At 67.8% G+C, this 23658-nt stretch carries 16 protein-coding genes and 1 pseudogene; 10 read left to right on the forward strand and 7 right to left on the reverse strand.

Going from position 1 to position 23658, the window contains the following annotated elements; all coding sequences use genetic code 11:
- Positions 1-256 precede the first annotated feature (256 nt).
- Positions 257-460 carry a hypothetical protein gene (locus AB0C46_RS25115; RefSeq protein ID WP_362830441.1) on the reverse strand — a complete coding sequence of 68 codons (204 nt, stop codon included), beginning with the start codon at positions 458-460 and terminating at the stop codon, positions 257-259.
- A gap of 76 nt (positions 461-536) precedes the next feature.
- Positions 537-749, reverse strand: coding sequence for a hypothetical protein (locus tag AB0C46_RS25120; protein WP_362830443.1), 213 nt, complete (start codon positions 747-749; stop codon positions 537-539).
- Positions 750-1099: 350 nt separating this feature from the next.
- Between AB0C46_RS25120 and AB0C46_RS25125 the strand changes: the two genes are divergently transcribed.
- Together AB0C46_RS25125 and AB0C46_RS25130 are read left to right on the forward strand one after the other, a co-directional pair.
- The gene (locus AB0C46_RS25125; protein ID WP_362830444.1) at positions 1100-1996 is read left to right on the forward strand and encodes a helix-turn-helix transcriptional regulator; all 897 of its coding nucleotides are present in this window, start codon (positions 1100-1102) and stop codon (positions 1994-1996) included.
- A 7-nt stretch (positions 1997-2003) separates the two neighbouring features.
- The gene (locus tag AB0C46_RS25130) at positions 2004-2222 is read left to right on the forward strand and encodes a DUF397 domain-containing protein (protein WP_362830446.1); all 219 of its coding nucleotides are present in this window, start codon (positions 2004-2006) and stop codon (positions 2220-2222) included.
- Between the two features lie 476 nt (positions 2223-2698).
- On the opposite strand, the gene AB0C46_RS25135 is transcribed toward AB0C46_RS25130, so the two are convergent.
- Positions 2699-2911 (reverse strand): hypothetical protein, encoded by a 213-nt coding sequence (locus tag AB0C46_RS25135; RefSeq protein WP_362830448.1) that lies wholly within the window; start codon positions 2909-2911, stop codon positions 2699-2701.
- Positions 2912-3265: 354 nt separating this feature from the next.
- On the opposite strand from AB0C46_RS25135, the gene AB0C46_RS25140 reads away from it, so the two are divergent.
- Complete coding sequence (locus tag AB0C46_RS25140) at positions 3266-3739, forward strand: hypothetical protein (RefSeq protein ID WP_362830449.1); 474 nt, start codon at positions 3266-3268, stop codon at positions 3737-3739.
- Between the two features lie 267 nt (positions 3740-4006).
- On the opposite strand, the gene AB0C46_RS25145 is transcribed toward AB0C46_RS25140, so the two are convergent.
- A complete protein-coding gene (locus tag AB0C46_RS25145) occupies positions 4007-4450 on the reverse strand; it encodes a hypothetical protein (protein WP_362830451.1) in 444 nt (147 codons plus the stop codon).
- 787 nt (positions 4451-5237) lie between these two features.
- Between AB0C46_RS25145 and AB0C46_RS25150 the strand changes: the two genes are divergently transcribed.
- A complete protein-coding gene (locus tag AB0C46_RS25150) occupies positions 5238-7331 on the forward strand; it encodes an N-6 DNA methylase (RefSeq protein ID WP_362830452.1) in 2094 nt (697 codons plus the stop codon).
- A 60-nt stretch (positions 7332-7391) separates the two neighbouring features.
- Here the strand turns inward: AB0C46_RS25150 and AB0C46_RS25155 are convergent, their stop codons facing one another.
- Complete coding sequence (locus AB0C46_RS25155) at positions 7392-8837, reverse strand: serine/threonine-protein kinase (protein WP_362830454.1); 1446 nt, start codon at positions 8835-8837, stop codon at positions 7392-7394.
- Positions 8838-9078: 241 nt separating this feature from the next.
- Between AB0C46_RS25155 and AB0C46_RS25160 the strand changes: the two genes are divergently transcribed.
- From AB0C46_RS25160 to AB0C46_RS25175, 4 genes are read left to right on the forward strand one after another with little or no spacing between them, the layout of a single operon-like run.
- Positions 9079-10812: a PD-(D/E)XK nuclease family protein gene (locus AB0C46_RS25160; protein ID WP_362830455.1), complete on the forward strand. Its 1734-nt coding sequence runs from the start codon at positions 9079-9081 to the stop codon at positions 10810-10812.
- Positions 10796-11986, forward strand: coding sequence for a hypothetical protein (locus AB0C46_RS25165; RefSeq protein WP_362830456.1), 1191 nt, complete (start codon positions 10796-10798; stop codon positions 11984-11986). Before AB0C46_RS25160 ends, AB0C46_RS25165 begins: the two co-directional genes overlap by 17 nt.
- Positions 11979-15647, forward strand: coding sequence for a hypothetical protein (locus AB0C46_RS25170; protein ID WP_362830457.1), 3669 nt, complete (start codon positions 11979-11981; stop codon positions 15645-15647). Before AB0C46_RS25165 ends, AB0C46_RS25170 begins: the two co-directional genes overlap by 8 nt.
- A gap of 33 nt (positions 15648-15680) precedes the next feature.
- Positions 15681-18791 carry a DUF3962 domain-containing protein gene (locus AB0C46_RS25175; RefSeq protein WP_362830458.1) on the forward strand — a complete coding sequence of 1037 codons (3111 nt, stop codon included), beginning with the start codon at positions 15681-15683 and terminating at the stop codon, positions 18789-18791.
- A gap of 343 nt (positions 18792-19134) precedes the next feature.
- Here AB0C46_RS25175 and AB0C46_RS25180 read toward each other — a convergent pair whose 3' ends face one another.
- Together AB0C46_RS25180 and AB0C46_RS25185 are read right to left on the reverse strand one after the other, a co-directional pair.
- Positions 19135-19677, reverse strand: coding sequence for a restriction endonuclease (locus tag AB0C46_RS25180; RefSeq protein WP_362830459.1), 543 nt, complete (start codon positions 19675-19677; stop codon positions 19135-19137).
- Positions 19678-19985: 308 nt separating this feature from the next.
- Positions 19986-20195, reverse strand: a complete 210-nt coding sequence (locus AB0C46_RS25185; RefSeq protein ID WP_362830460.1) for a hypothetical protein — start codon at positions 20193-20195, stop codon at positions 19986-19988.
- A 236-nt stretch (positions 20196-20431) separates the two neighbouring features.
- Here AB0C46_RS25185 and AB0C46_RS25190 point away from each other — a divergent pair.
- Both AB0C46_RS25190 and AB0C46_RS25195 read left to right on the forward strand, forming a co-directional pair.
- Positions 20432-20608 (forward strand): annotated as a pseudogene (locus tag AB0C46_RS25190) (ISAzo13 family transposase); the annotation flags it as partial.
- 152 nt (positions 20609-20760) lie between these two features.
- Positions 20761-21648, forward strand: coding sequence for a DUF5655 domain-containing protein (locus tag AB0C46_RS25195; protein ID WP_362830461.1), 888 nt, complete (start codon positions 20761-20763; stop codon positions 21646-21648).
- Positions 21649-23658: the final 2010 nt, after the last annotated feature.

Below are 23658 nucleotides of genomic sequence, written 5' to 3' on the forward strand. Positions count from 1 at the left end.
TGGGCTGGCGGTAGTGGTGAGGTGGCCGGCCGCCGCTCTGCGCATGTAAAAAGAGCGGCGGCCGGGGCCCAGCTCCCAGCGCCGACGGGGACGGCGTACCCACCAGGGAGCGGGCCGCTCCCTACGCCCTGACCATCCCGGGACCTGCCTGTGCCCGTGTCGGCGAGCACGGTGGTCGAAGCGGGGAGCGGAGGAAGCCATTTGAGAGTCATCTCGGCGCGGGGACAGCGTTCCGGCCGTGCGGAGATGACCAGCTTTAAGGGCTGAGGTGTACGACGTATTGGTAGGCGAGCCAGCCGATGACGCCGATGGTGAAGGACCCGACCACGGCGGCCTGCAGGAGGCCGAAGCCGGTGTAGTCAATCGCCTTGCCGTGGTTACGGACCAGCGTCTGGTAGGGGTGTCGGATCGCCCAGCGAAGACGCGGCAGCCGCCGTTTCCTTCGGTGCGCGCCGCTCATGATCGCCTTTCCCACTTCGAGCCGAGGAGGACGAGAAGACCGATCGAGGCGACGATGGTTAAGCCGATGGGGGTCACTAGACGGGCTCCTCTCTGGTGAGTACACGGTGCAGACGGCGCCATGTCTGGGGAGCGTCCGGGACATGGAAGAGGTCCGGCGTGCGCTCCTCCAGCTCGTGTCGCGCGTCGAGCTGCTGCATCGCGTGCTGAGGCGTACGGACCGGCAAGGGTGCGTGCGCAGCCTCAGGCCGGATGATGCGGGGCGGGGTATCGCGGCGTCCCTCAAGCATGGGTTGCCTCCGCGGTGGTGGTGGTCAAGCGTGGGAGTTGGGCCGGAGCGCAGCCGCGCCCATCGGACGGGGGCAGGTCTTCTCCTCCGCCACCCATGCGAACCGCACTGCACGGCGCGCTCCGGCCGCCGGCTCGGTCTCGCCTCCCCCAGGAGATCGCCCCTCACCGGCACAACTACGGTGGCGCTTATGCGGGTTCATCGGCAACCGAATCTGCGGTGAATATTCAAACGAAGACACATTGGTATATGCCGAGATCCGCACAAGGGGCTGCGGAGCTCGCACACGGGGTGCCACACTCTGCGCACACCAGCAGGTGATCCGCACAGCGGTATGGGGAGGGCGCACAAGTGGCAGCGAAGCGTGGGGCAACCGGACGACGTCTGGAACTCGGGCTCCAGCTACGGCAGATGCGGGAAAGCATCGTCATGAAGAACGGCAAGCCGATGACGCGCAAGGCCGCCGTCACCGGCTCGAAGCTCTCCGAGGCCGCGCTGCAACGCATCGAGACAGGCGCCCTGAACTTCCGGAACGTCGGCGACCTACGCAAGTTGCTGGACAAGTACGGCGTCACGGACGAGGACGTGATCGAGACTCTCGTCGAGCTGAACCGCGACTCGTCGAACCAGGACTGGGTGACCCGCTACCGCAGAGTCATGCAGGCCGGTATGCCGACCTTCGTGGGAGTCGAGTCGGAGGCGCGGGAGATCCGCGTATACCAACCGACGGCAGTCCATGGCTTGTTGCAGACCGAGGGTTATGCTCAGGCCATATTCGACATCGGGAAGCCGGTCGAGGAGACCACCACAGAGTTCTGCCGTCAGAACGTCGCTCTTCGCATGGAGCGCAAGGAGAGGGTCCTACGGCGGGAACCCGATCCGGTCAAGCTGTGGGTGATCCTGGGTGAGGCGGCGCTGCGCCACGTCGTTGGGGACATAGAGGTGATGCGTGAGCAGTACGAAGAGATCACGAAGCTGTCTGCACTCGATCACGTAGCGATCCAAGTGCTCCCCCTCGCCGGTCGGGGCTACCGCGCATCCCACGACTTCGCCATCCTCGACCTTGGCGATGGTCTGCCACCGATGGTGCAGATCGACACCGCCTGGGGCGCCGTCTCGACCTCCGACAAGCCGCGCGAGGTCGATAGGTTCAAGCGCCGATTCGACACGATGATGTCCTCGGCGCTCCCGCCAGAGGACACCGCCGAGTTCATCCAACGACTAGAGCGAGAGTTGAAGAGCCATTAACACTCACATGCACCAAGCCACGGCCTCTGAACTGGCGCCCGAGAGCGCCTGGTACAAGTCGTCGTACAGCAGCGGCGACACGGGCAACTGCATTGAGATTGTCGACCTGAGCAGTCAGGTCGGCATCCGCGACTCCAAGGACAAGAGCAGGCCGGCGCTCGTCGTGTCGACTGCCGTGTGGTCGTCGTTCGTAGACCTCGTGCGTTCAAGTGATGTCGACCTGTAGTCAGCACGGGGTGCGGTTGGCGACTGATCTGAAGCACTGATAGTGGCACGGAGTGGTCCTCCCCAGGGGATTTGGGGAGGACCACTCCGCGTCTCGCTTCACCCTGACGTACGGGTCCGACAATCGTCAGGTCGCACGTGGAGCGTACGCATGTTCTGGCCTCTTGTCCCCATTGCCTCGCTGCCGCGGTAGCTGGACTTCTGGCCTGGGGCCGAAGGCCCGTCGACAGCGGGGATGCGAGATGGGCCACTCGGCTGCCTCCTCAACGCCGCGGAGCGTGCCGGTCGCTTTATCTGGGTCCTGGTGAGAAGTCCACCCGCAGTCGGAGCCGTCGAAGACCTCAACGAAGCTGACGCCGGCCTGTCGAGATCGGTTGAGGGTGCCCGCGTTGTACGCGACGGCTGACTTCGCGAGCGTGGCGGCCATGGCCCACTCACGCACCGGGACGCGGGCTCCGTTGCGGTAGATGACGTGGGTCAGCTTGTGCTCGGCGGCAAGCCGGCCCTCAGCTTCTCCTCGGCGGCCTGTTCACGGCGCTCGATCTCCGTCAGCGCGGCCTGGTCAGCGTCACGCTTCGCGGTGATGAACTCGGTCAGCGCCTCGGAGTTGTCGAAGCCCAGATCGCCGAGCAGCTTCTTGACGGCGGCGCGTCCGCCCTGAGTCTTCTCCCGGGCCAGCAGCCGCGACAAATCTTCCTGCGTGACGCCGCCGCTTGGCTCGCCGTCGTCGCCTTCGGCTTATTGGAGTCGTCCTCCGGCGAGGCGCCGAGGATCGGGTAGATCGGCCGCCCATCACGGCGGTGCCCGACCGGCGCAAGCAGGCTGGGGAGCATGGGGCGCGTCATGCGTGAACCATCCACAGGTCTCCAGCGCCCCCGCGCCGAAGACCAGTGTAGCCGTGCTGATGACCCAACGCGGGAGTCATCTGACCAGCGCCCGCGGTGCTGTCCCTGTTCGCGATTCTCACATCTCGACAAGACATACTTCCCATTCGGTCGCACTATAGATGTAGGTGTTCTGCCGTTTCGAAGGTGGGAGACGGCTATGTTTGACCCTAAGTTGGAACTCGCCTACAAGGCAGCCGAGGCGCAACTGAAGGGGCAGAACGATACTCTGGCAAGCTTCAGGAACCGCGCCACTACTCTGTTCACCCTGGCCGCATTGGTGACGTCATTCTCAACTAGCATCGGGCTGATCAACACGGCAGGGGGGGAAAAACTGCCAACCTGGACTCCGTGGGTTCTGCTGGGCTTCCTTACGGCCGTGGGCTTCGCCTCGATGAAAGTCCTATGGCCGATACAGGCATGGCATTATTGCATTTCGGCAACACAGATTCTAGATCTCCACCGGCTCGGGGTAGGCGAAGACCAAACTCTGAAGGAAGTCGTAGATGACGGCGTCAGGCGTACCCAAGAGAATGAACAGGAACTCGGTAAAAGGGCCTGGTGGTTCAGGGTAGGCGTGACGCTATTTTTCGTTGAGATAAGCGTCTTGGTCATAGCCGTTGGCACGCACTAGAACGGCAGGTGGGTGTGTTGAGTGGAACTGGAACGAGTCAAAGGCGCCGAAGCCGAAGCGCAGCGGCCCGAGGGCTCTACTCAAGAGGTCGAGAGCCAGTCGAATGTCACAGCGCTCTTCTCGCAGCGGGAACCTTGGCCATCGGAATTGCCGGAGTGATCATTTGGGCTGCTGGCAAACGTCTCTTGGAGCGGGACAAAAATCGTTTACCCGAACCTGACGCATAAGCATCACGTGCGGAGCAACTGAGTAGGACGAAGCTGTTAGTTAGTCGCCGTCCTTCGAGCGGGGTTGGCCTGCTACTTCAACCTTGTGCAGCGGAACCGACGGCATGCCGGTGTCCGCAGCCGGAAGACCAAGGAAGTTCCGGACAGTCGAATTGTCGCCAGTCGCGTCAGCGGATATCCAGCGTCCATAAGCATCCGGACGGCCGGTCTCTATGGATAGCACCCCAGCTTGTACACCCTTGACGACCTCATCGAGGACTGCGGCTCGATCCGTAGGCGTATGCGGCCCCCACGCCAGGCGTGCGGGCAGCGAGTCCAGCGGGCCCAAGGCCAGCTGTAGGGCGTAACCGGACGGCAAGGCAGTCGGGTCGAGGGTGCCGAGGCCGGCGGCGGTGAGGTGGGAGTTGGCGGCGATGCGGTCGAGGATGTGGTCTACGCGGGCTCGCAGCTCGGCGAGCTGGGCCGAGGTGTCCAGGACGTCCATGCGCCCGTTGTCGTTGAGCTGCCATACGGTTCCAGCCCGGACCTTGGCCGGGAGGGGCTGACCGGTGGCGCGGTCGATAGGCGGTCGGGCATCGGCCAGGCCGATGATCGGCGAGCCAGTTGTGGCCGAGGCGCCCGCCGTCGGTGTCGGTGGCGGACAGCTCGTCGAGCGCCTGCAAGACGGTGGCGAAGGTCGGCTTGCCCCAGTACTGATCCAGCGCATAGTGGGCACCGTGCAATGTCGCCTGGTGTGGGCTCGGTCGTTTCGCCTTCATCATTGACCCCGTACAGCACTCCGTCTCCTGGCAGAGTTTGGCGTGAGTTGGTGCCGGCGAACACGCGTCCCACGCATCCGCGCCGTCGCCATTTTCCTAACTCCCCCACTTCGAGGGAGAGTTAACGACTCTGGCGTGGCATAGGTGGGTACGCGTGACCCGGCAGACGGCGACCTATGCACGGGGTTTGCGGATGTCATGGACGGTCGGTCTGGTGTTGCTACGTGTGCGAGAGCCCCGGCGCAGCATCCTCTTGGCCCGCTACCGCCTTTCGGCCACGAGCCATGGTTCAGAGGCTCCTTCGAGGCGGTAGCGCTGGCCGAGGGCAGGTTCCACATCCGAGGGCTCCCATGGTCCTCCCGCCAGTGTTTGGGGTGGTAAGGGCGGAAGGATGCGTGATTGACAAAGCGGCTGTGAACTCAGTCAATGATTGGCTTGTGTACTGTGGCTGGGCTACGGTGATGGCGTCCCGTGCCAGGCCCGTCCGAAAGTCGCCCCCGCTCGGAGAATCACATGTCAGACTCCATCGATGCGCCCGTCACCCTGGCGGGAATCGCACGCATCGCGGGTGTTGGTCGAGCGGCAGTAAGCAACTGGCGGCGCCGCCACGACTCGTTCCCGACACCGGTCGGTGGAACGGACGCCAGCCCGCAGTTCTCCCTCGCCGACGTCGAACGATGGCTCCACGCCCACGGGAAGATCGAGCGGATTGGGCTGCGCGAGCGGCTGTGGCCGCACTACGAGGCGCTGGGAGAGCGTGCGGTCATGGGCGCGGCGCTCGCGGAAGCCGGCCGCCGCCTTCTCGCCGCGGAAGGCGCGGACCAGGCCGTGCCCGAGCAGTCCTTCCTTCCGGAAGAGGCTGCCCAGGTGGTGGACGAGACGGTCGACGCCGCACGTCACGAAGGAGGCCGTGAGACCTTCGACTTCCTGCTTTCGCGCTGGCTCGACGCCCATGTACGGCAGGTCAGCACCACTCCGGCCCCACTGGCCCGGCTGATGACGGACATCGCTCTAGCCGTCCGGGCCGGAGGGACCGGGGGCGGCGATGCACGGACGACCGTCCTCGACCCCGCATGTGGCGTCGGTGGGCTGCTCCTGGCCGCCGGTGAGGGCATGGGGGAGTGGGGGGCTGAGGCCAACTCCACGGCTCCGGTGCTCCTCGGGGCCGACCTTGACCCGGCGCTTGCCGCGCTGGCAGCGGCCCGGCTGGGCTTCGCCCGCGCAGGCGGGGGAGGGGTGGGCGCGGAGATCAGGGCAGGAGACTCGCTCCGCGCAGACCCACACGGTGCCGTACGAGCCGACATCGTCCTTTGCAACCCCCCGTTCAACGCGCGCGACTGGGGCCACGAGGAACTGGCCACCGATCCCCGCTGGGTCTACGGCCTGCCACCGAGGACCGAGCCCGAACTCGCCTGGATCGAGCACGCGCTGGCGCGATTGGTGCCCGACGGCGTGGCTGTACTCCTGCTGCCGCCAGCGGTGGCCTCCCGGCGTGCGGGCAGGCGCATCCGCAGGGCGCTACTGCGCACGGGCGCGCTGCGGGGAGTCGTCGCACTGCCGGCCGGGGCCGCGCAACCGCACAGCGTCTCGCTCCAGTTGTGGATTCTCCGGATGCCCGCGTCCGACGGCGGAGCGGCTCCCGGCGAACGCCTGTTCCTGCTCGACGCGGCCACCTCGCAGGGGGCGGCCCGGGGAGCTCAGAGCATCGATTGGGTGCGGCTGAGTGGCCGCGTACTCGACGCGGTACATGCTCATTCCTGGTCCGGGGCACGGAAGACGGGAGCGAGGAAGGAGCTGCCAGAGGGGTGCGTCACCGTCCCCGTGATGGATCTGCTCGATGAACAGACGGATCTCACGCCCGCCCGCCACGTACCGGAGACGGCTGTGGAGGCCCAAGCCAAGCTCCATGAATCCTGGGGGCGATTGGACGGCCTGCTCGACGAGGTACGCGGCCAATCCCGGTCCCTCGCGGCGATCGACCTGTCGGCGAGCGGCGATGCCGCGTCCACGGTCACGGTCTCGGACCTGGACCGTGCCCACGCGCTCAAGCTGTGGCAGGGGCAGATGCTTCCCGGCGAGCTGCTGCACGGTGACGCCCTTCCGGATGGTGCGGTACCGGTCCTGAGCGTTCCCGACCTGGTCCAGGGAGCGGGGCCGGGGGGCTGGCTCGCCGGGGCCGAGGTGGAGAAGGGCGCCAGCACCGGTTCGTTCACCGTGGCCGAGCCCGGGGATGTCGTCGTGGCGGGTGTCGAGCGGGCGTATCGCGTTTGGGTCCAAGAGGACACGCCCCTGGTACTCGGGCCCCAGCTCTACGCGCTGCGCCCGGACCGCGAACTCCTCGACCCTTGGTTCCTCGCGGGCTGCCTGCGCGCTCCGGCGAACGCGCGGCAGGCCGGTTCCCACACCTCGAGCTCGGCCCGTATCGACGTACGCAAACTGCGGGTGCTTCAGCTCTCCCTCGCTGAACAGCGGCCGTACGCGGTGGCCTTTAGGGAACTGCTGGCACTTGAGGAGTCACTCCGCTCGGTCGCGGCGGTGGGCGAGGATCTCGTCCGGGGCCTCGGGGACGGGCTCGCGGCGGGAAGGCTGCACAGATCGCGCCGATGAGTCGGCCGCCCTGCGTCACCGAGGCGAGCGCGGAGGAGGCACCTGCGCCGGGCTGTCCGCCTACGCCTCGAAGCTCAGCTCCTCGAGCTCGATGCCGACCTCGTGGCACCGCTCGGCCAGCACTTGGGCGCGAGGGCCTGTGACGCGGGGCAACTCTTCCAGCACCATGGCCCGCGCTGCTGCGGCGGGGAGCAGGTCACCGAAGGGGATACGGCACTCCGCCGCGCCGAGAGTGCCTTCCAGGTAGTCGGCCAGATCGTCCGGGCTCGCACTGCCCTCAGCCCGCAGGGCCAGAGCCTCGTAGAGTGCGATCGCCTCCTTGCAACGCCCGGCGACGCGCATGCCGTTCGCGGCCACGCGCAAGGCCGCCCGGACCCGCGGGTCGAAGACGCCCCAGTCCCGGCGGGCGGCGGGCAACAGCTCCACCAGCTTGTCCACCGCGCTCGCGGGTTCACCGGAATCGATCTCGGTCTCGGCCTTGGCGGCGACTTCCTGAAACATCCGGCGACTGAGGAACCCGGAACCGCGGTGCCTCCTGCTCGGACTGGCCACGGCCGCCGGGGGCGCGGGCGCGGCGGGCAGGTCGTACTCGTCCGGCAAGCGCAACGGACGCGTAGGGTCCGGCTCCAGCCGAGGGGAAGGGGCGGCGTCACCCGGGCAGGGTGCGTACTTCCGCAGCACCTCCGCGACCGCGCGAGCGTCCTCCGGCCGGCCCTCCGGCTCCTTCGCCAGCAACTTCAGGACCAGCTCCTCCAGCTCCGCCGGGATGTGCCCGATGTGACAGGTGGGCGGGATCGGCGCGGCATGCACATGCTGGTCCTTCAGGCCGTCCCCGGAGAACGGCGGGTGGCCGGTCAGCAGGTGGTAGAGGACGCAGCCCAGTGCGTACAAGTCGGTCTTCGGGGTGATCTGGCGTTCCAGGATCTGCTCCGGGGCCTCGTACCCCCTGCTGCCTACGGTGGAACCGTGCTGTGTGTAGTCCGTGACGCCGGGCCAGAGCGGCTTGGCGATGCCGAAGTCGATGAGGACGACCACGCCGTTCTCGTCGATGATCAAGTTGTACGGCTTGAGGTCGCGGTGCACCACTGGCAGGTCGTGGGCGCAGGCCAGCGCCTCGGCGATCTGGACCCCGATGGCCGCGCCGACCTCGATGGTGGGGGTGTACTGGTCCAGGAAGCGGTGGAGGGGCTTGCCGGCGACGAAGCGCATCACGAGGTAGGGCTCGGAGCCGTGGGTGCCCTGGTCGTACAGCTCGGGAATGCTCCTGTTGCACAGCCGTCCAAGCAGGGCGCCCTCACGCCGGAAGCGGCCACGCATGCGCCGCAGTTCGTCGTGTGCCTCGTCTTCGTCGAGTGAGTCCAGGAGATCGCTTTTTGTGCGCAGGCACTTGACGGCCACCAGCTTCTCGCCCCGCAGGTCTTTCGCCTGCCAGACCACGGCCATACCGCCGCTGCCCAGATGCTTGAGCAGTTTGTACCGGCCGCCCAGCACGTCGTCCTTCTGCATGCCGCCCCTTGCCTCTGAAACGTCCCGCGTCCGACACGCAGGAGAGGCGCGACGCTGGCGGGCTTCCGGTTCCGCCGGACCGTTGCGTGGCGGAGGCGTCCAGTGTAAAGCGATCCATGGAAGCTTTGTGCATGGACTTAGTTCACAGCTCTCGTGTGTCATGCTGGAGACGCCTGCAACCCGGTGCGCCGTCCTCTGCCGTGTCGCAACGGGCTGTCCTGCCATACCGCTTGGAGGAGCTATGAGCAGTTGGCTGCGCCCCGCCGGGACAAGGGGTGACATCAAGCTGGTGCGCACGAACCTCGGTGCGGCGCGGCTCGACCCCCGGGACTGCCCCACGAAACGCGCCAGCGACGCCCGCCCGATGCTGATTGCCGATCCCGAACCTCCGGAACTCAGCGAAAAATTCCAGGACTTCACGCTCAAGGTCTTCATGGACGCGCTCGACCTCATTGAACACGATCGCAACGATCCGGAGTGGGTGATCGGAGAACTCCGGCGCACGGAGGGGACTTTCGGGCTCTACCGCCGCCGTGAAGCGCACCCCATACTGCTGTCCTGGTCGGCCGAGGCGGTCCGGCGCTATCTGGCGGCCCGGGCGGCGGACCAGCACGCCCGCCAGGCCGCCGGCCTCCCGCTCACCGTCCCGGTCCGTGACACATGGGTGGTCGGCAAGGACCCCGGGCCGGTCGACGCCCGGGGCGCGGACACCTACGAGATGACCGCCTGGGGACGCCGCTACGCGGCCCTCGACGGCTCCACCAGGGAACTGTGGCTGCTCACCTTCGGCGCCGCCAAGGAAGACCGCCCCGAAGGGGAAAAGGCCGCAGCCGCGTACGTCGCGGCAAGAGGGCGGCCGGCGGGCAGAGGGTGGCGGAAGCGGCACACTCCGATCCCCTTCGACGAACTCCCGCAGCACCGCACCGCCCTGCCCGAGCAAGTCCGGGTCATCGAATTCGGCTGTGGAGACGGCAACCACAACGAGCTGCTCGACTGGAACAGGCAGGAGGCGCGGCAGCATTTCACGGCGGAGGGATGGCCCGCATTACGCCGGGCCATCGACGGCACCGGGACCCGCCCTGGAACCGGCTGCGTCGACTGCAAGGCGCTAACTGGCTGCGAGGCCCTCACGCACAGCCCGCAACTGCTGAGGATCACGCCGCCGGAGCGCCGGCGACCCAGGCGCAGCGTCTCGGTTACCGATCTGCGCGCCTACCGGGACTGCCCCGCGAAATACCACGCGACGCGGCAGCTCAAACTGCGCTCCTCGAATCCCGAGAGCCCGGAAGTGCGACGCGGCCGCGTGGTCGACGAAGTCCTGAACCAGCGGCACGGCAGCACGCCCTACCGGAGCTGTGAGGAGCTCCTTGGCCCGGCGGACCCTGCGTCCTGGGGCGCGGGCGGCCTGCACCTGAGCGGTAAGGAAGCGCTCGACGGCGCCGCCATGCTCGAACAGCACGCCTTCTACTGCCCGTTGGACGGTCTCGCCCCGGGGGAAGAGGTGCGTGTCCAGTACCAGGCGGTCTGCTACGACCCCGAACTCGATCTCGTCCTGATAGCCACCCCCGATCTGCTCCACACCCGTCGTGGGGGCTGGATCTGGCGGGAGACCAAGACTGCGAGCAGGTACCTCTATGAAGGGGAGTCGCTGTTGAAGCACTACCCCCAGCTGGCGCTCGGCGTACTGATGCTGGCCGCCGGCGTCCTGGGCGGTGCCGTGGCGCGCTCCAGGGTGGAGCTCGAACTGCTGCACACCGACGACGTGACCTTTGAGGAGCTGGACCCCTCGCGCCCGAGGACCGTCGACGAAGCGAGAGAAGTGATCGCGCAACTCGCCCAGCCCTGGGCTCGGGATCAGGACTACCCGACCGATCCAGGCCGGCACTGCGGCAGCTGCGAAGCCCTCGAATGGTGCCAGCCGGGCATCGAACATCTCGCCACGACGGAGCAGGAGCCCGATGACCACCGCCTCTGATGCCCACGCCGCCCAGCGCGGCGACTGGCTCGACTTCCCCGACGTACGTCTCGTCCGTACGCTGGCCGGCGCGGTGATCCAGCTCGCCGACCTCGGGTCGCTCTCCTCCTTCAGGCTGCCCTATCCGGCCGAAGCTCAGCGCGCTCTCGATCGGACCGTCCTCGCCTGCCTCCTCAGGGGCGTCGAGGAGATCCCCCGCAGCCTGCCGGAACTGCTCTTCTGGTGCCACAGCCGCCCCTTGGAGGACTGGCCCCTCGACCTGCCGCCGGATGCCTTTGGACCGGATGACTACCTGGTGGACCCCGAGGCGCTGGTCCCCACCCAGCTGTGCCACGAGTGGTGGATCAGAGGCAAGGACGCCGGCGCCGCGCAATTCGACCGGGAGGTCATCCACACGGCGATGCGTCTGTGCCGCAAGGCGTCGTCGCCCGAGTCCTACGTAGCCTTCCGCAGGCTCCTGGCCGAACGCCCGGTGCTCACCGGAGTGGAAAGGTTCGAGACCGATACCGACCTGTTCCTCGCCCCCGTACAAGAACTCCTGGACCAGTGCTACACGGCGGTCCCGGCCTCCTATGAATTCGAGGGAGCCTACGTCACCTGCGGTCGCTGCCTGACCTTGCTCACGCCGGTCGCTGGCGGCGCATGGTGGTGTGAGCGAGACCGGTGCCGGCGCCGGGGCGCGCCGCCGCACGGACGGACCCTGTCCGGAGCCGACGCGGCCGGACTGCTGCAACTGATGCGACCACTGAGGCAGTTCGTCACCAGCCCGGGACGTGCCGAGGTCGAACTGGAGGCCCGGCTGAGCGCGCTAGGGCTCGAGGTTCAACTCTGGCCCGGCTTCGACGCCTACGACTTGCGCGTGACCTTCCCCGACGGACACGTCTGGGCCATCGACGTCAAGGACTGGAAGCATCCCGGCCTGCTCGGCCGGTCCGCGAAACCCGTCCGCCCAGAGCCGCCCTACGACGAGTCGTGCTGGGTGGTCCCCCGCGAACAGGCCGAAGCCCACCGCGACTACCTCGGCACGTATCGGCGCAACCGCCCCGGCTCCGCCGAGGGCCTGCCCCTGGTCACCGACGACCGACTCGTCGCACTCGCCACCGCCCGGCTCCGCGGGGCAGGCGGGCCCCACTTGACGGACTCCGCACCGACGAACGGATCCCCCCGTGCGTAACAGCAGCGAGTGGTACCAGCCACTGGCCAAAGCCCTGGAACCGGTCTGGCCCCAGGAACACCAGGACGTAAACCCCTCCCTGCTCTGCCAGGTGGAACTCGGCCTCTACCTGATCGAGAGTCTCGACCCGTCCCGCGATGCCCATGGTGTCTACACCCTCCTGGGCGGCTACCCCTTTGCCGTGGCCGCGGGCATCGCGACCACACCGGCACACAGCGCCCAGCTGGACGTTGCACGCCACCTGCTGTGGAAGCTGCGTCGTCGCCGCATGTGGCACCAGTGCCTGGAGACGTATGCCCAGCTGCCCGAACGGCTCCGCGGATACCGGCTGCCAGAGGGAGGAGGGCCGGCGCGCCGGGTCGAGCCGACTGTCGCAGGAGACCGCTTCGACAGGTTCGAGCGCGCGCTGTCCCGACTTCCGGGCTTCGATCAGCGCGTGCTGCAGCCTGCCCCGGCGGGCCAGGCCCGGTTCACCGAGCGGCACCGGCCGGCCTCCGTGACCATCCCCGAGCAGTTGTGCTTTCCACCGGCGACCGGCCACGACCTGAGCCGGGTCCCGGGGACCGCGGGCCGGCCCCTGGACATCCCCCTGGCCGAACTCGCCGAAACCGCACGCTGGATGGAGGAAGCCGAGATCGCTGGCGGCCTCCCCTCCGGGAAATGGGTGCAACGCCTGGAGGACCTGCAACTCGACGTCCTGGCCGCCGATGGGCTGCACTTCGAGAAGACGAGCGTGCTGCGCCTGGACCAGCTGCTCCACCTGGTCGGCATGGTGGGCGCGGGGAAGAGCACCCTGATGAATCTCATCGCCGTGTGGGGCGCACGTAAGGGGTTGCGCACCACTCTGGTCGTCGGCGATGTCGCCGAACAGCTCACCCTGGTCGGCCAGTTCCGGGACCTGGGGCTGAAGGCCGCTCCTGTCATTGGCGGCACCACCCGCGAGCAGCACGCATCCCGGCTGCACCGCCGACTCGCCGCACGCGGCCAAGCCTCCCTGCTTCAGCATGACGATCCGGCCTTCGACGACCTGAGCACGGTATGCGTCCTCGACGCGCAGCGCGGACTGGAAGCGGTCGAACCCCTGCGCTATCTCGACGCCCCCTGCACGGAACTGCGCCCGGTCAAGAAGCCCGGTCCAACTGCCGTCGGGGACATCGCGATGCCCGTGTACCGGCACGACGCGTCAGAAGGGCACACGGAGGAGAGCACCAGGGGAGTGGAGCCTGAGACTTCCCGGTCCGACCACGGCTGTCCGGTGTGGAGCGTCTGCCCTCGGCACGCCACCGACCGAGAGCTGGTCGACGCCCTGATCTGGGTGGCCAACCCGGCCAGCCTGCTGCAGAGCGCCGTCCCGAACCACCTCAACGCCGAACGTCTCAGGCACCTCGAACTCGCCTGCCTACGCAGCGACATCGTCATCGTCGACGAAGCAGACCGCGTACAGATGCAGCTCGACACCGCCTTCGCCCCGTCAGCGACGCTGATCGTGCGTGGTCCGGAATCCTGGCTCGACCGACTCGGCATCCACAAGATCGATGAACTGGCCCGGCAGGGCCGCTTGCCCCTCTCGGCGCGCGATGTCGAACGCTGGTCGGCTTCCCTGGACATCGTCCACATCGCTGCCAATCGCCTCTATCGCAGGCTGATCACCGACGACGACCTCCGTCAGTGGGCGGACATCGAGTACTTCAGCGCCTGGACGCTCCAAGAGAAGCTCGTCAATACGTGGTACCCCCGCCTGCGTGCCGACGGATCCCTTCCTGACGGCATCTCGTCCGACGTCGAGGTGTACGACTCCGACGAGGGGCCTGACGATCCCGCATCCATGCCGCGCACTCCTGGTACAGAGCCCTGGGATACCCGCCGCAGCGCAGTGACCGAGGCCCTCGACGCCTTCCGCGACGACCCGCTCGGTGATCGCGGCCCGCACAACGACCTCACAGACACCCTGATCCGCAGGGCCGGAGATCTCCTGCACAACCTCGACCAGACTGCGACCAGCCAACGCGTTCGCTCCGTTCTCGACACCCTGCTCGCCGGGTCGCCCCTGTTGGACGGTGCACTGCGCCAAGAGGCCCCCGAGCCGGGGAAACCCGCCCGGGATCCCGTGGATACCTGGGGGACTGAACCCTGGCTGGAGCGGGAGGCACGGCGCCTTGAGTTCACCCTGGTACTGGCCGCACTGCATCAGCGCCTCGAACGCGTCACCTTCCTGTGGCCGCAGGCCGAGGCGGCCCTCCACCTGGACACCGCCGATAACGAACTGTCCCGCAGACCGCCCCTGGACTACGCACCGGTAGTGCCGGAAGCCCCGATGGGAAATGTCCTCGGGTTCCAGTATCTTCCCGAAGACTCGGAGCGAGGCCCGGACGGCGACGAACAGCGCAGCGGCACCCTCCGCTTCTTCCGGTGCGCCGGCGTAGGCCGGGAGCTTCTGCTCAACCTTCCCGCACTGGGAGCCGACTCCGCCGCGGGCCGGCCCGGACCGCACGTGCTGCTCATGTCCGGCACCAGCTGGGCCGGGACATCGACCCGTGCACACGTCATGGCCCCCGTCAAAGCGATCCTCAAACCCCACCAGGCCGCCGTCGACTCCATCCGGCGGACCCGCTTCACCACGCTGTTCCTCTACGACGGCGAAGGAGCCCCGCTCACGCTCTCCGGAGCCAAACTCGACACCCGTGAACGGGTCCTGGCCCAGATGGTCACCCAGCTCGGGAAGTCAGCCCCGGGCAGCACATCACGCCTCGACAGGGAACTGCGGCGGATCGAGGACGGTGAACGCCGACGGGCACTGCTCCTGGTCGGCAGCTACCAGGACGCCAGGATCGCCGCCGACCTCCTGGAACGCATGCCGCGCTGGCGCGGAAAGGTCCGCGTGCTGGCCTCTGACAAGGCAGAGCTGGACCACACCGGGCCTGGCGACACGGCCACCGGCGACTTCACCGGCGCCTCCGCCGTACGTCGTGGTGACCTGGCTGCCTTCGCCAAGGACGAGGACGCTGAAGTCCTGGTTGCCCCCCTGATGGCGATCGAGCGCGGTCACAACATCCTCAACCAGAGCCACAAGGCAGCCTTCGGGACCGTGCTCTTCCTCGCCCGTCCCCACCCGCGCCCCGACGACCTCTCGCTGGCCGTCTTCGCCGTCAACGACTGGGTCACCAGGTTCGTCCGCGACCAGCCGGATCCCGAAGCGGGAACCTTCGGCAAGCTGGTGGCCGACGCGACCAACCTGGACGCCGCCGGGCTTGGCTTCCGCCTCGCAGCCCGGAAGGAATGGCGCCGCCTGCTGTCCCGCCGCTACATCTACTCCCGGCTCAGCGACGCGGAGAAGACGTCCTTCGCCTGGGACCAGCTCGTCACCATCTGGCAGGTCATCGGCCGTCTCGTACGAGGCGGAGTGCCGGCGCGTGTGGTGTTCGTCGACGCGGCCTTCGCCCCCGCCCTCGCCGAAGCCGGGGCCCCGCCCGCGGCGGCGACCCGCAGCGGACGCCGGCGCAACGACGACGGTCTGCTCATCAAACTTCGTCACGTCCTCGCGCCCTACTTCGACGACGAGACCGCCCCCGAATCGTTTCCCGACCCCGCAGACCCCGCCCTGGTACGCACGCTCTACCACCCGCTCTACGACGCCCTGTGCGGCCTGAGCACTGGAAACTGACCGCCGAGAAACAGCAAGGAGACTGTGAAGACCATGGCCGCCAAATACCGCGACACCAGCCGGGCCGCCTACCTCCTCAAGCCCGACGCTGCTCCCTGGACCGCCCGTTACCGCGCGCTGCCCTCTCCTGAGCAGTGGCACGAGAGCGTCCTGGAACTCTGCAACCTCGGCCGCGCTCCCAAGGCCGAGCCGTACCGCACCGCGCCCGTCGCCCGCTTCAACGGAGTCCTGCAGACCCTCGCCCCCGATCTGATCGTCCGAGGCCGCCCCCGCGACCCGCACCAGCTGGCCGAGGACTTCTGGCTCTACGCCCCATACGACGTCCCACACCCCCTTCCCGCTGACACCCTTGACCGGCTCAATGGAGCCTGGCTCCAGGACCTCCGCCCCGAACCCGAGCACCACCGCGCAGTCCTGGACACGTACACCGAGCTGCGCGCCTGCCCGCCGCAGTGGCAGGACGTCACCGTTGACCTCCTCGGCTGCCCCACGACCGACGGCGGAACCGCGGCCCCGCGCGACCGGCAGTACCAACTCGCAACCGATGCCCTGGCCCGGCGCATCCTCGCTCTCGGCCCCTACGAACACAGCGCCGGCAGCCTGCACTTCCGCGCCGTGCCGCGAGGCCCGCGCCAGCAAGGAGCGGAGCTCCTCTCACAGCCTCTCTCGCACGTGGTCAAGGGGCGAGAGTGGTGGTTCTCCGTCGTGATCAACATTTCACTGCACACCGTCCCCTTCGACCCCCGACCCCGTCTCCACCTGCACACCGGAGTACGCCGCTGGGCGACTCGCCTCGACACGAAGAACCAGCGGCTGCGGCTGCCGTACGGCCGCGACACCTCTGTCTATCTACTGCCCGGCATCCCCTGGCTGCCCGGAACGCCCACCAGCAACCGCTACGCGGTGGCGCGCCTGACCTGGGACCGCGGCACTCAGGGCTACGCCTGGAAGAACAACGGACCCGCCCAGATCCTCGGCAGGCTGACGCTCAATCGCCCCTTCCCCGACCCGGTCAGCCTGCTCACCGAACCCGAGGAGTGGATCGGCGACGGGGAGGGCACCCGCGCCTCGGTCGTCCACAGCACACACATGGGTGCTCATGGCATCGGTGCCGGCCTCATGTCGCACCAACGTTCACAGATCGTCGAGTGGGCCGAACAGGCGCTGCCCGAGCAGATGCGCCGGGTCCCCTCCCTCAGCCGAGCCAGCGTCGGCAGCAGTGCCCCCGCCAACGTCCGACCCAAGCCCAAGGCAGCGGAGAAGGCCGCCGAAGCGGAACGCGAAGCCCTCGCCCGCCGAACCGCACTCGCGGTGGCAGCCAGGATCAACGAGGGACAGGACCCCGCCGAGGCGATCGAGGGAAGGGGAGACGCGCGCCTCGTCGAAGCGCGACTGCTATGGCAGAGCCCTTCCTTCCGGGATGCAGCCATCGAGGCCCTCGCCGATGTCCTCGGGCTGGACGGCGACGGAGGCCGTCCAGAGCCCGCCACCGCCGAGGAAGTGTACGAGCTGGCTACGCCCGGAAGCCCGGTCATCCTCGAATGGAAGTCCCCGGAACTCACCCTCCGCCTCCGCTGCATGCGCACCACCGGCGGAATCACCGACACCCTGGGCATCGACCCCAAAGCGCGGCCAAGGGGCAAAGCCCTGGAAGCCGGCATCAATACCCGGAGGAAGGCGGCCGAGGCATTCCTCACCGACGACGGAGCCGACCCGCTCCACCCCGGCTTCGCACTCGTGGAGATCGACCGCCAACAGGACTTCGCCCACCGTCTGGACGACCCCAAGTACGCGCTCCGGCTGGGCTGCGCGGACGCGGGCGTGCTCACGCAATTCGCGCTCGTCCCCAAGAAGGCCAAGGGACACAACACCGAGAAGAACCTCTCGCACCGGGTCCGTTCGGGATGGGAGGACGCCCTGCGCCAGTACGGCGTCCGCGTTCTGCCCGAGCACACGCTCGGCGAGGAGATTCCCGAGGACCTGCGCTACGTCGCCACGTACATGGTCAAGCGACGCAAGGACGGCCCCACACGGCTTCCCCGCCACACCCCGGTGGCCGTCATGGTCACGCCGCTCGCACCGGGCAGCGGCCTGGCGGCGGTCACCGGCTGGGACGAGCGGACGGGACGCTGGATCCCCTACCCTCATTTTCTGCTCGGCCTGGTCAAGACAGCGGAAATTCCGGAGGTGAGCGAACCCACGGAGACCGAGAGCGGGACGCCCACGGACACCGAAGCCGCCGCTGCCGTACCCCGGCAGCGCTCGAAGTACCGCGTCTGGCAACAGAACATGGACGAGCAGCGCAGGGCCACCGCCCGCTACCTCCAGAAGATGGTCCGCTCTCTCCGCGGCCGGCCCACCGCCCTGCTGACCCATTCTCAAAACAGCCGGTTGCACTGGCCCTGGCTCCAGGACGGCCGAACCGAACGAGACCTGATCAAGACCGGGCACGCGCAACCGGTGGGACTCGACCCCGATCTCCGGTTGATCCGCGTACGTACCGCAGCGGGTCGGGAGACCCCCCAGTGGTGGGGCAACGCCGCTCCCGGCGAGGTCAACGGCTTGCCCCAGGGACTGTGGGTGGAAGACGAAGACGCAGTCCGGACCTCAGGACGGATCTTCTACAGCACCACCCCCAAGGCGGGCACCTTCCGAGACTCCGCCGTCGAGGCCGACAAGATCGCCCCCCGCCCCCTGCGTCAGGGCCCCAACAAAGGCAAACCCACCATCGACACGCACATCCCCGCCTGGAACCCCGGGCTGGTGGAAATCGCGGTCCTGGGCTGCCACCCGGACGCCGGCGACTCGCCCGAAGCCCTCGCCCTCGCGGTGCACCAGCTTCGCCAAGCCCCCGACTACCTGGACGCACTCTCGCTGCCGCTGCCCCTGCACCTGGCGAGCCTCGCCCAACACTACGTACTGCCGACGGTCGCTGAGGGAGAGGCCGAGGCCGACGAAGCCTCCCAGCAGGAGTCGGCCACTGCCGAGGTGAAAGGCAGCGCCAATGGCCAGCGAGTAGCGGCGGCGCTGGGCGTGATCGCGGAGGCCGCTGACACCGAACCGGCAGACGTGGACCCGGAATACGCGGAGGAACCCGGCCTCGCGCAAGCACCGGAGGACGAGCAGCTCACCCTGTTCTCCTGAGGGGGTGGGCGGGAGCCGGAACAGGAAAGCCGCTCCGCCCGGTGATATCGATCCAGAACGCGTCCGGCAGGTTTTAGGTGCGGTCCGTGCCGGTACTCCCGCCGATCGGCGAAGGGCGGTCCGCTCGCGTTCGCATCGATTGGTGCGGTGGAGCGCTGAGTGTCACCTGAAGGAGCAGCACTTGTCTTTCTGCTTCTCTGGCAGCGCGGCAGTGCGTCATCGGCGGTGATGCACTGCCGGAGACGGTGGCTTTGGCGGCCTCGGTGATCAGGAATCCGACCTTGATGGAGATATTGATCCAGGCCGAGGCTGCCCGAATGGTTGGCGCAGCTGGAGCTTGTGGTTAGGTACCCCACGGCGGGCGACCTCCGGAGACCCAGCGGCCGAGGGCACGGCCGTCGACGAGGCGTAGAGGATGGTCCAGTTCGGCGTTGGCGCGTTGTGCGGCTGGGGTGAAGGAACTCGTGGTGATGATGAGGGCCTGGTCACAGCGGTGGTAGGCGCGGTAGGTGCCGTTCACAGCGTAGATGACGGGTGCTCCGACGCGGTTCGATGGCGCGTAGCGCTTGCACTGGACGGCGATGCGGCGGCCGTCGGTCAGGTGGAGGAGGACGTCGAGGGCGCGGTCGTTGGCTCCGCCGGAGACGGTGGCGGTGCGGACGGAGGGGTCGCGGCGGGCGAGGTCGGCGATGGCGTGCTCGAACTGGGTGCCGGTCATGTGCTGGTAGGCGGCGATGCTGTGGGTGAAGTCCGGTCGGGCAGCGGTAGGTAGCGTGGGCAGCTGGATGCGACCGGTGCGGATGAGGAGAAGGAGAATGGCCGCGGCGAAGGCGAGGGCGGCCACGACGCTTGTGGTGACGGGGTATTCGCGGATCGCGGCGATCACAGTTGCCAGGACGATAGCGGCGGCGACGAGGCGGCTGGTTGCGGCCTCACGCCTACGTCGCCGGACAGTGCGGCGCTGGGGCCTCGTGGCGGGGCGGTGGGTACGGGTGGATCGGCGTCGTCGTGCCGGTGCGGCCATGCTTCCCCCGGGTGAGGCGCTCGGTACTTGCTGTGTGGTGCGGCGCGGGCTCGCCGTGAGTGAGCCCGGGGCGTTGCGCGATCGCCCGCCGGTTACTGCTCCCTGTTCGCGGCGCGGGCGGCTTTGTTGGCAATTCGCGCGCTGAGAACGGGCCAGGTGCGCGGCGGCGCTCACTGGCCGGCTCGCGTGAGACCGTTCACGAGCTGGGTCAGGAAGTCGAGGATGCCCTGTCCTACTGCTGTCGGCGCGATGAGCACCCCGAGTGCTAGCACGATGACGACGGTCAGCTTCTCGTCGAACCGGCTTCTGGCCTCCGTACGGCGGCGCAGCCGCAGGATGACGATGACAGCGAGCAGTACCGCCACGTTGATCGTCAGCAAATCGCCCAGACCTCCCCCGACTATGGCCCTCCTCGCTCCGAGGACAGCCGGCGTCCACCCAGCCTTCATGTGTAGTGGGAGCCCGGCAGCCCTGTGCCTGGGTTACCTGTGATTGGCAATAAAGCGCTCTCCTGGCTGAATTCCGCAGGTGAGCGGCTTGCGTCGCAAGCCTGGGTGGCTTCACCAATGGCCGCTGCGCCTCAGCCGCGCTGGGTTGCCGCGCGGGCGGCCGGGGTAGCGAGACCACGGTCCGCAAGGGCGTGGACGATCTGGAGGCGGGCGAGGTGCCGCTGGTGCGGGTCCGCCGTCCCGGCGCGGGCGCAAGAAAGCCGCCGAGTCGGCCGTGGCTGCGGCCGACCCTGCTGGCGCTGGTCGAGCCGGACATGCGCGGGGATCCGATGTCGCCGCTGCGTCTCTCCGACAGCCGCGATTTACGCGCAGGTTGTATGTAGGTCAGCTCAGGCCCGGCGCCTGCTTGATGGCAGGTCAGAAGCGAAGTCTTCGGCGGGGAAATAATCCCGAGGCTCGCTATGTTCCCCTCTGGCACTCAGATCGCGAAGGGAACGTGGTGGGCCTGAAGTTGTTCGACATGACGGGCGGTATGACTGAGGTCGTGCCGCGTCTTGCTGAGGTCGAGGCGGATGTGCAGGACCTCGTCGAGGCGCACATGGAGACGATGCTGGGCGTGCGTTTCCTGGCCAGCGAGTACAGCACCGGGCCCGTGCACGGTGGGCGGATCGATTCGCTGGGGCTCGACGAGAACGGCGCACCCGTCATCGTGGAGTTCAAGCGCGGCACCGATGCGGGAGTGATCCATCAGGGGCTGTATTACATGGCGTGGCTGGTGGACCACAAGGATGCCTTTCGGCACTTGGTCCGCGACCGGCTCGGGGTCACGGCCGCGTCCCAGGTGCTGTGGAGCGCACCCAGGCTGATCTGTGTGGCCGGCGACTTCACCCGCTACGACGTTCATGCTGTGCGTGAGCATCGCAGGTTGATCGACCTCGTCCGCTACCGCTTCTTCGGTACCGATCACATCGGCCTTGAGACCGTGGCCTCCGTTGCTGGGCAGATGCCTGCCCTCGCGAGGGCCCGTCGCTGCGTGGCCGGGCTGCCGCCTGCCCGTAGGCAGGGCGGAGCCCTGGCTGAGCTGGCCGCGGCGGTTGACGAAACCCTGCTCGGCCTCGCGGACGGCATCACCCGTGTCCAGCGCAAGCAGTACGCCGCCTACCAGCGGCTTCGGAACTTCGCCTGTGTCTGCCCGCCGCAGCAGACCAAGCTCCTCGTCTACCTCAAGGCAGACCCGACGGAGGTCGACATCATTCCCGGCTTCACCCGGGACGTGACGGGGCTCGGTCACCACGGCACTGGTGACCTGGAGGTGCAGTTGCGTACGGAGCGGGACTTGGAGCGGGCCCAGGTCCTGTTCCGCCTCAGCTACGCCGCGGCCTAGCAGGCCAGCGGCCGGCGCGGTCGCGCGTGGCGGATGTGCAGTCATGAGCTGTCGTCGTGGTGCTGCCTCTCGACGTGTCGGATAGGGAATGGCGGTGGACCTCTAAGGATGCGGCGGATCTCCGGTTTCGGTAACCGGGGATCCGCTGTTATGTTCCCGAGTCGGCCGTGGGAGAGGACGATTTGTGCAGCGTGGGGGCTATCGGGTCCGGAGCGAAGGGGGGCGGCGCCCGCGGTAACCAGATGAGGCGGGCCGGGTGATGCGGCAGGTTCTGAATCCTACGCCCGGCACCATGTCGACAGCAGGACGCTCGGTGGTCGGTGCCCCTTCCAGGGACGATGAGGACTCGACCACGGCCTCTCCCTGCTCCATGTCCCCCTCACGCTGATACTCCTCCCAGGGGCGATGAGGACGTGCTGGTCGCCACCGCACGGTCATGGTCGTCCATCAGTTGATGCCCCTCCCAGGGGCGATGGGGACTCGACGCACTCAGCGGATTGGCCAAGAACCTCTGCCTGTTGGTACCCCTCCCAGTGGCAATGAGGACGCTGCTCACCGCCGTACCCAAGGTGCAGGTCGGCGTGTTGAGGCCCCTCCCAGGGACGATGAAGACGTGGCGGGACGACATCCTCGGCGCCGCATGCTTCGTGTTGGTACCCCTTCCAGGGGCGATGAGGACTGGCTGCTGGCGCAGTGAACCGCCCTGTGAGCCATACGTTGATACCCCGCCTATGGGCGATGAGGACTCCACCAGCCACCGGGGCATTGTGCACCACCATCAGGTTGTTACCCCTCGCCAAGGGCGATGAGGACGCTCCTGGTCGACGGCATTGAGGTAGTCCATGGCTAGTTGGTACCTCTCTCAGGGGCGATAAGGGCGCGGACGCCCGGCTGCCGCTGGGCTGCACCGTCCACGTGTTGATACCCCTCCCAGGGGCGATGAGGACACGACGCGCAGCTCCTCCAACGTCGGAGACAGGTCCTGTTGGTCCCCCCCGCAGGGGCGATGAGGACGTGAGCCGTACCGACCGGTGGGGGATCCGGACGGTCGTTGGTACCCCTCGCAGGGGCGATGAGGACCAGCAACAGCGGCGCCGGCCACGGTGGTGGCGGCTCGTTGATACCTCTCGCAGGGGCGATGAGGACCCGGCGAGCGCCACGCTGCCGCCGATAGCAGATGCCGCTTGATACTCGTAGGGGCGATGAGGACCAGTTCATGGTCCGGCCGGCATGCATAGCAGCTCTGTTGATGCCCCTCACAGGGGCGATGAAGACCGGCCACGCGCTCGCCCTCAAGACCCGACCCGCCGCGTTGATACCCCTCGCAAGGGCTTTGAGGACCACCGTGAACCGTCCCGTGCGGATTCGGCCCCACGGTTGATACCCCTCGCAGGGGATACTCCTCGCAGGGGCGATGAGGACGGGCCACGACCAGCACCACCAGCACTACCTACGTCACGTTGATACCCCTTGCAGGGGCGATCAGGACGCGACATCAGCGTCACCGAAGGCCGGGAGCCGATCTAGTTGGTACCCCCGCCAGGGGCGATGAGGACCCCGCAACGCTCCCGGCACTGGTGCAGTGGGCCGTATTGTTGGTACCCCTGCCAGGGGCGATGAGTACAGGTGTGGTGGCGCGGTCTCTCCCACCGCGCGTGCTGTTGATACCCCTCGCAGGGGCGATGAGGACGACCTGCACCCTTGGAAACTCCGAGACCACCCCCTCGTTGATACCCCTGGCAGGGGCGATGAGGACGCGAACGCGTCCGATCTGGGTCAGACACAGCGGGCCAGTTGATAACCCTCGGAGGGGCGATGAGGACGGCAGCCATCAGGTCCCGTACGCCCTCCCTCCCGGCGTTGATGCCCCTCTCAGGGGTGATGAGGACACGTCCGCCACGTAGACCGTGAGCTCCCAGCCGTCGTGTTGATACCCCTCGCAGGGCGATGAGGACCGTCACCGCCTGTACAGACGCGGTTGCCGTTGACATGTTGATACCCCTCGCAGGG

The sequence above is a fragment of the Streptomyces sp. NPDC048637 genome, assembly GCF_040650675.1.
In the GTDB taxonomy this organism is placed as follows: domain Bacteria; phylum Actinomycetota; class Actinomycetes; order Streptomycetales; family Streptomycetaceae; genus Streptomyces.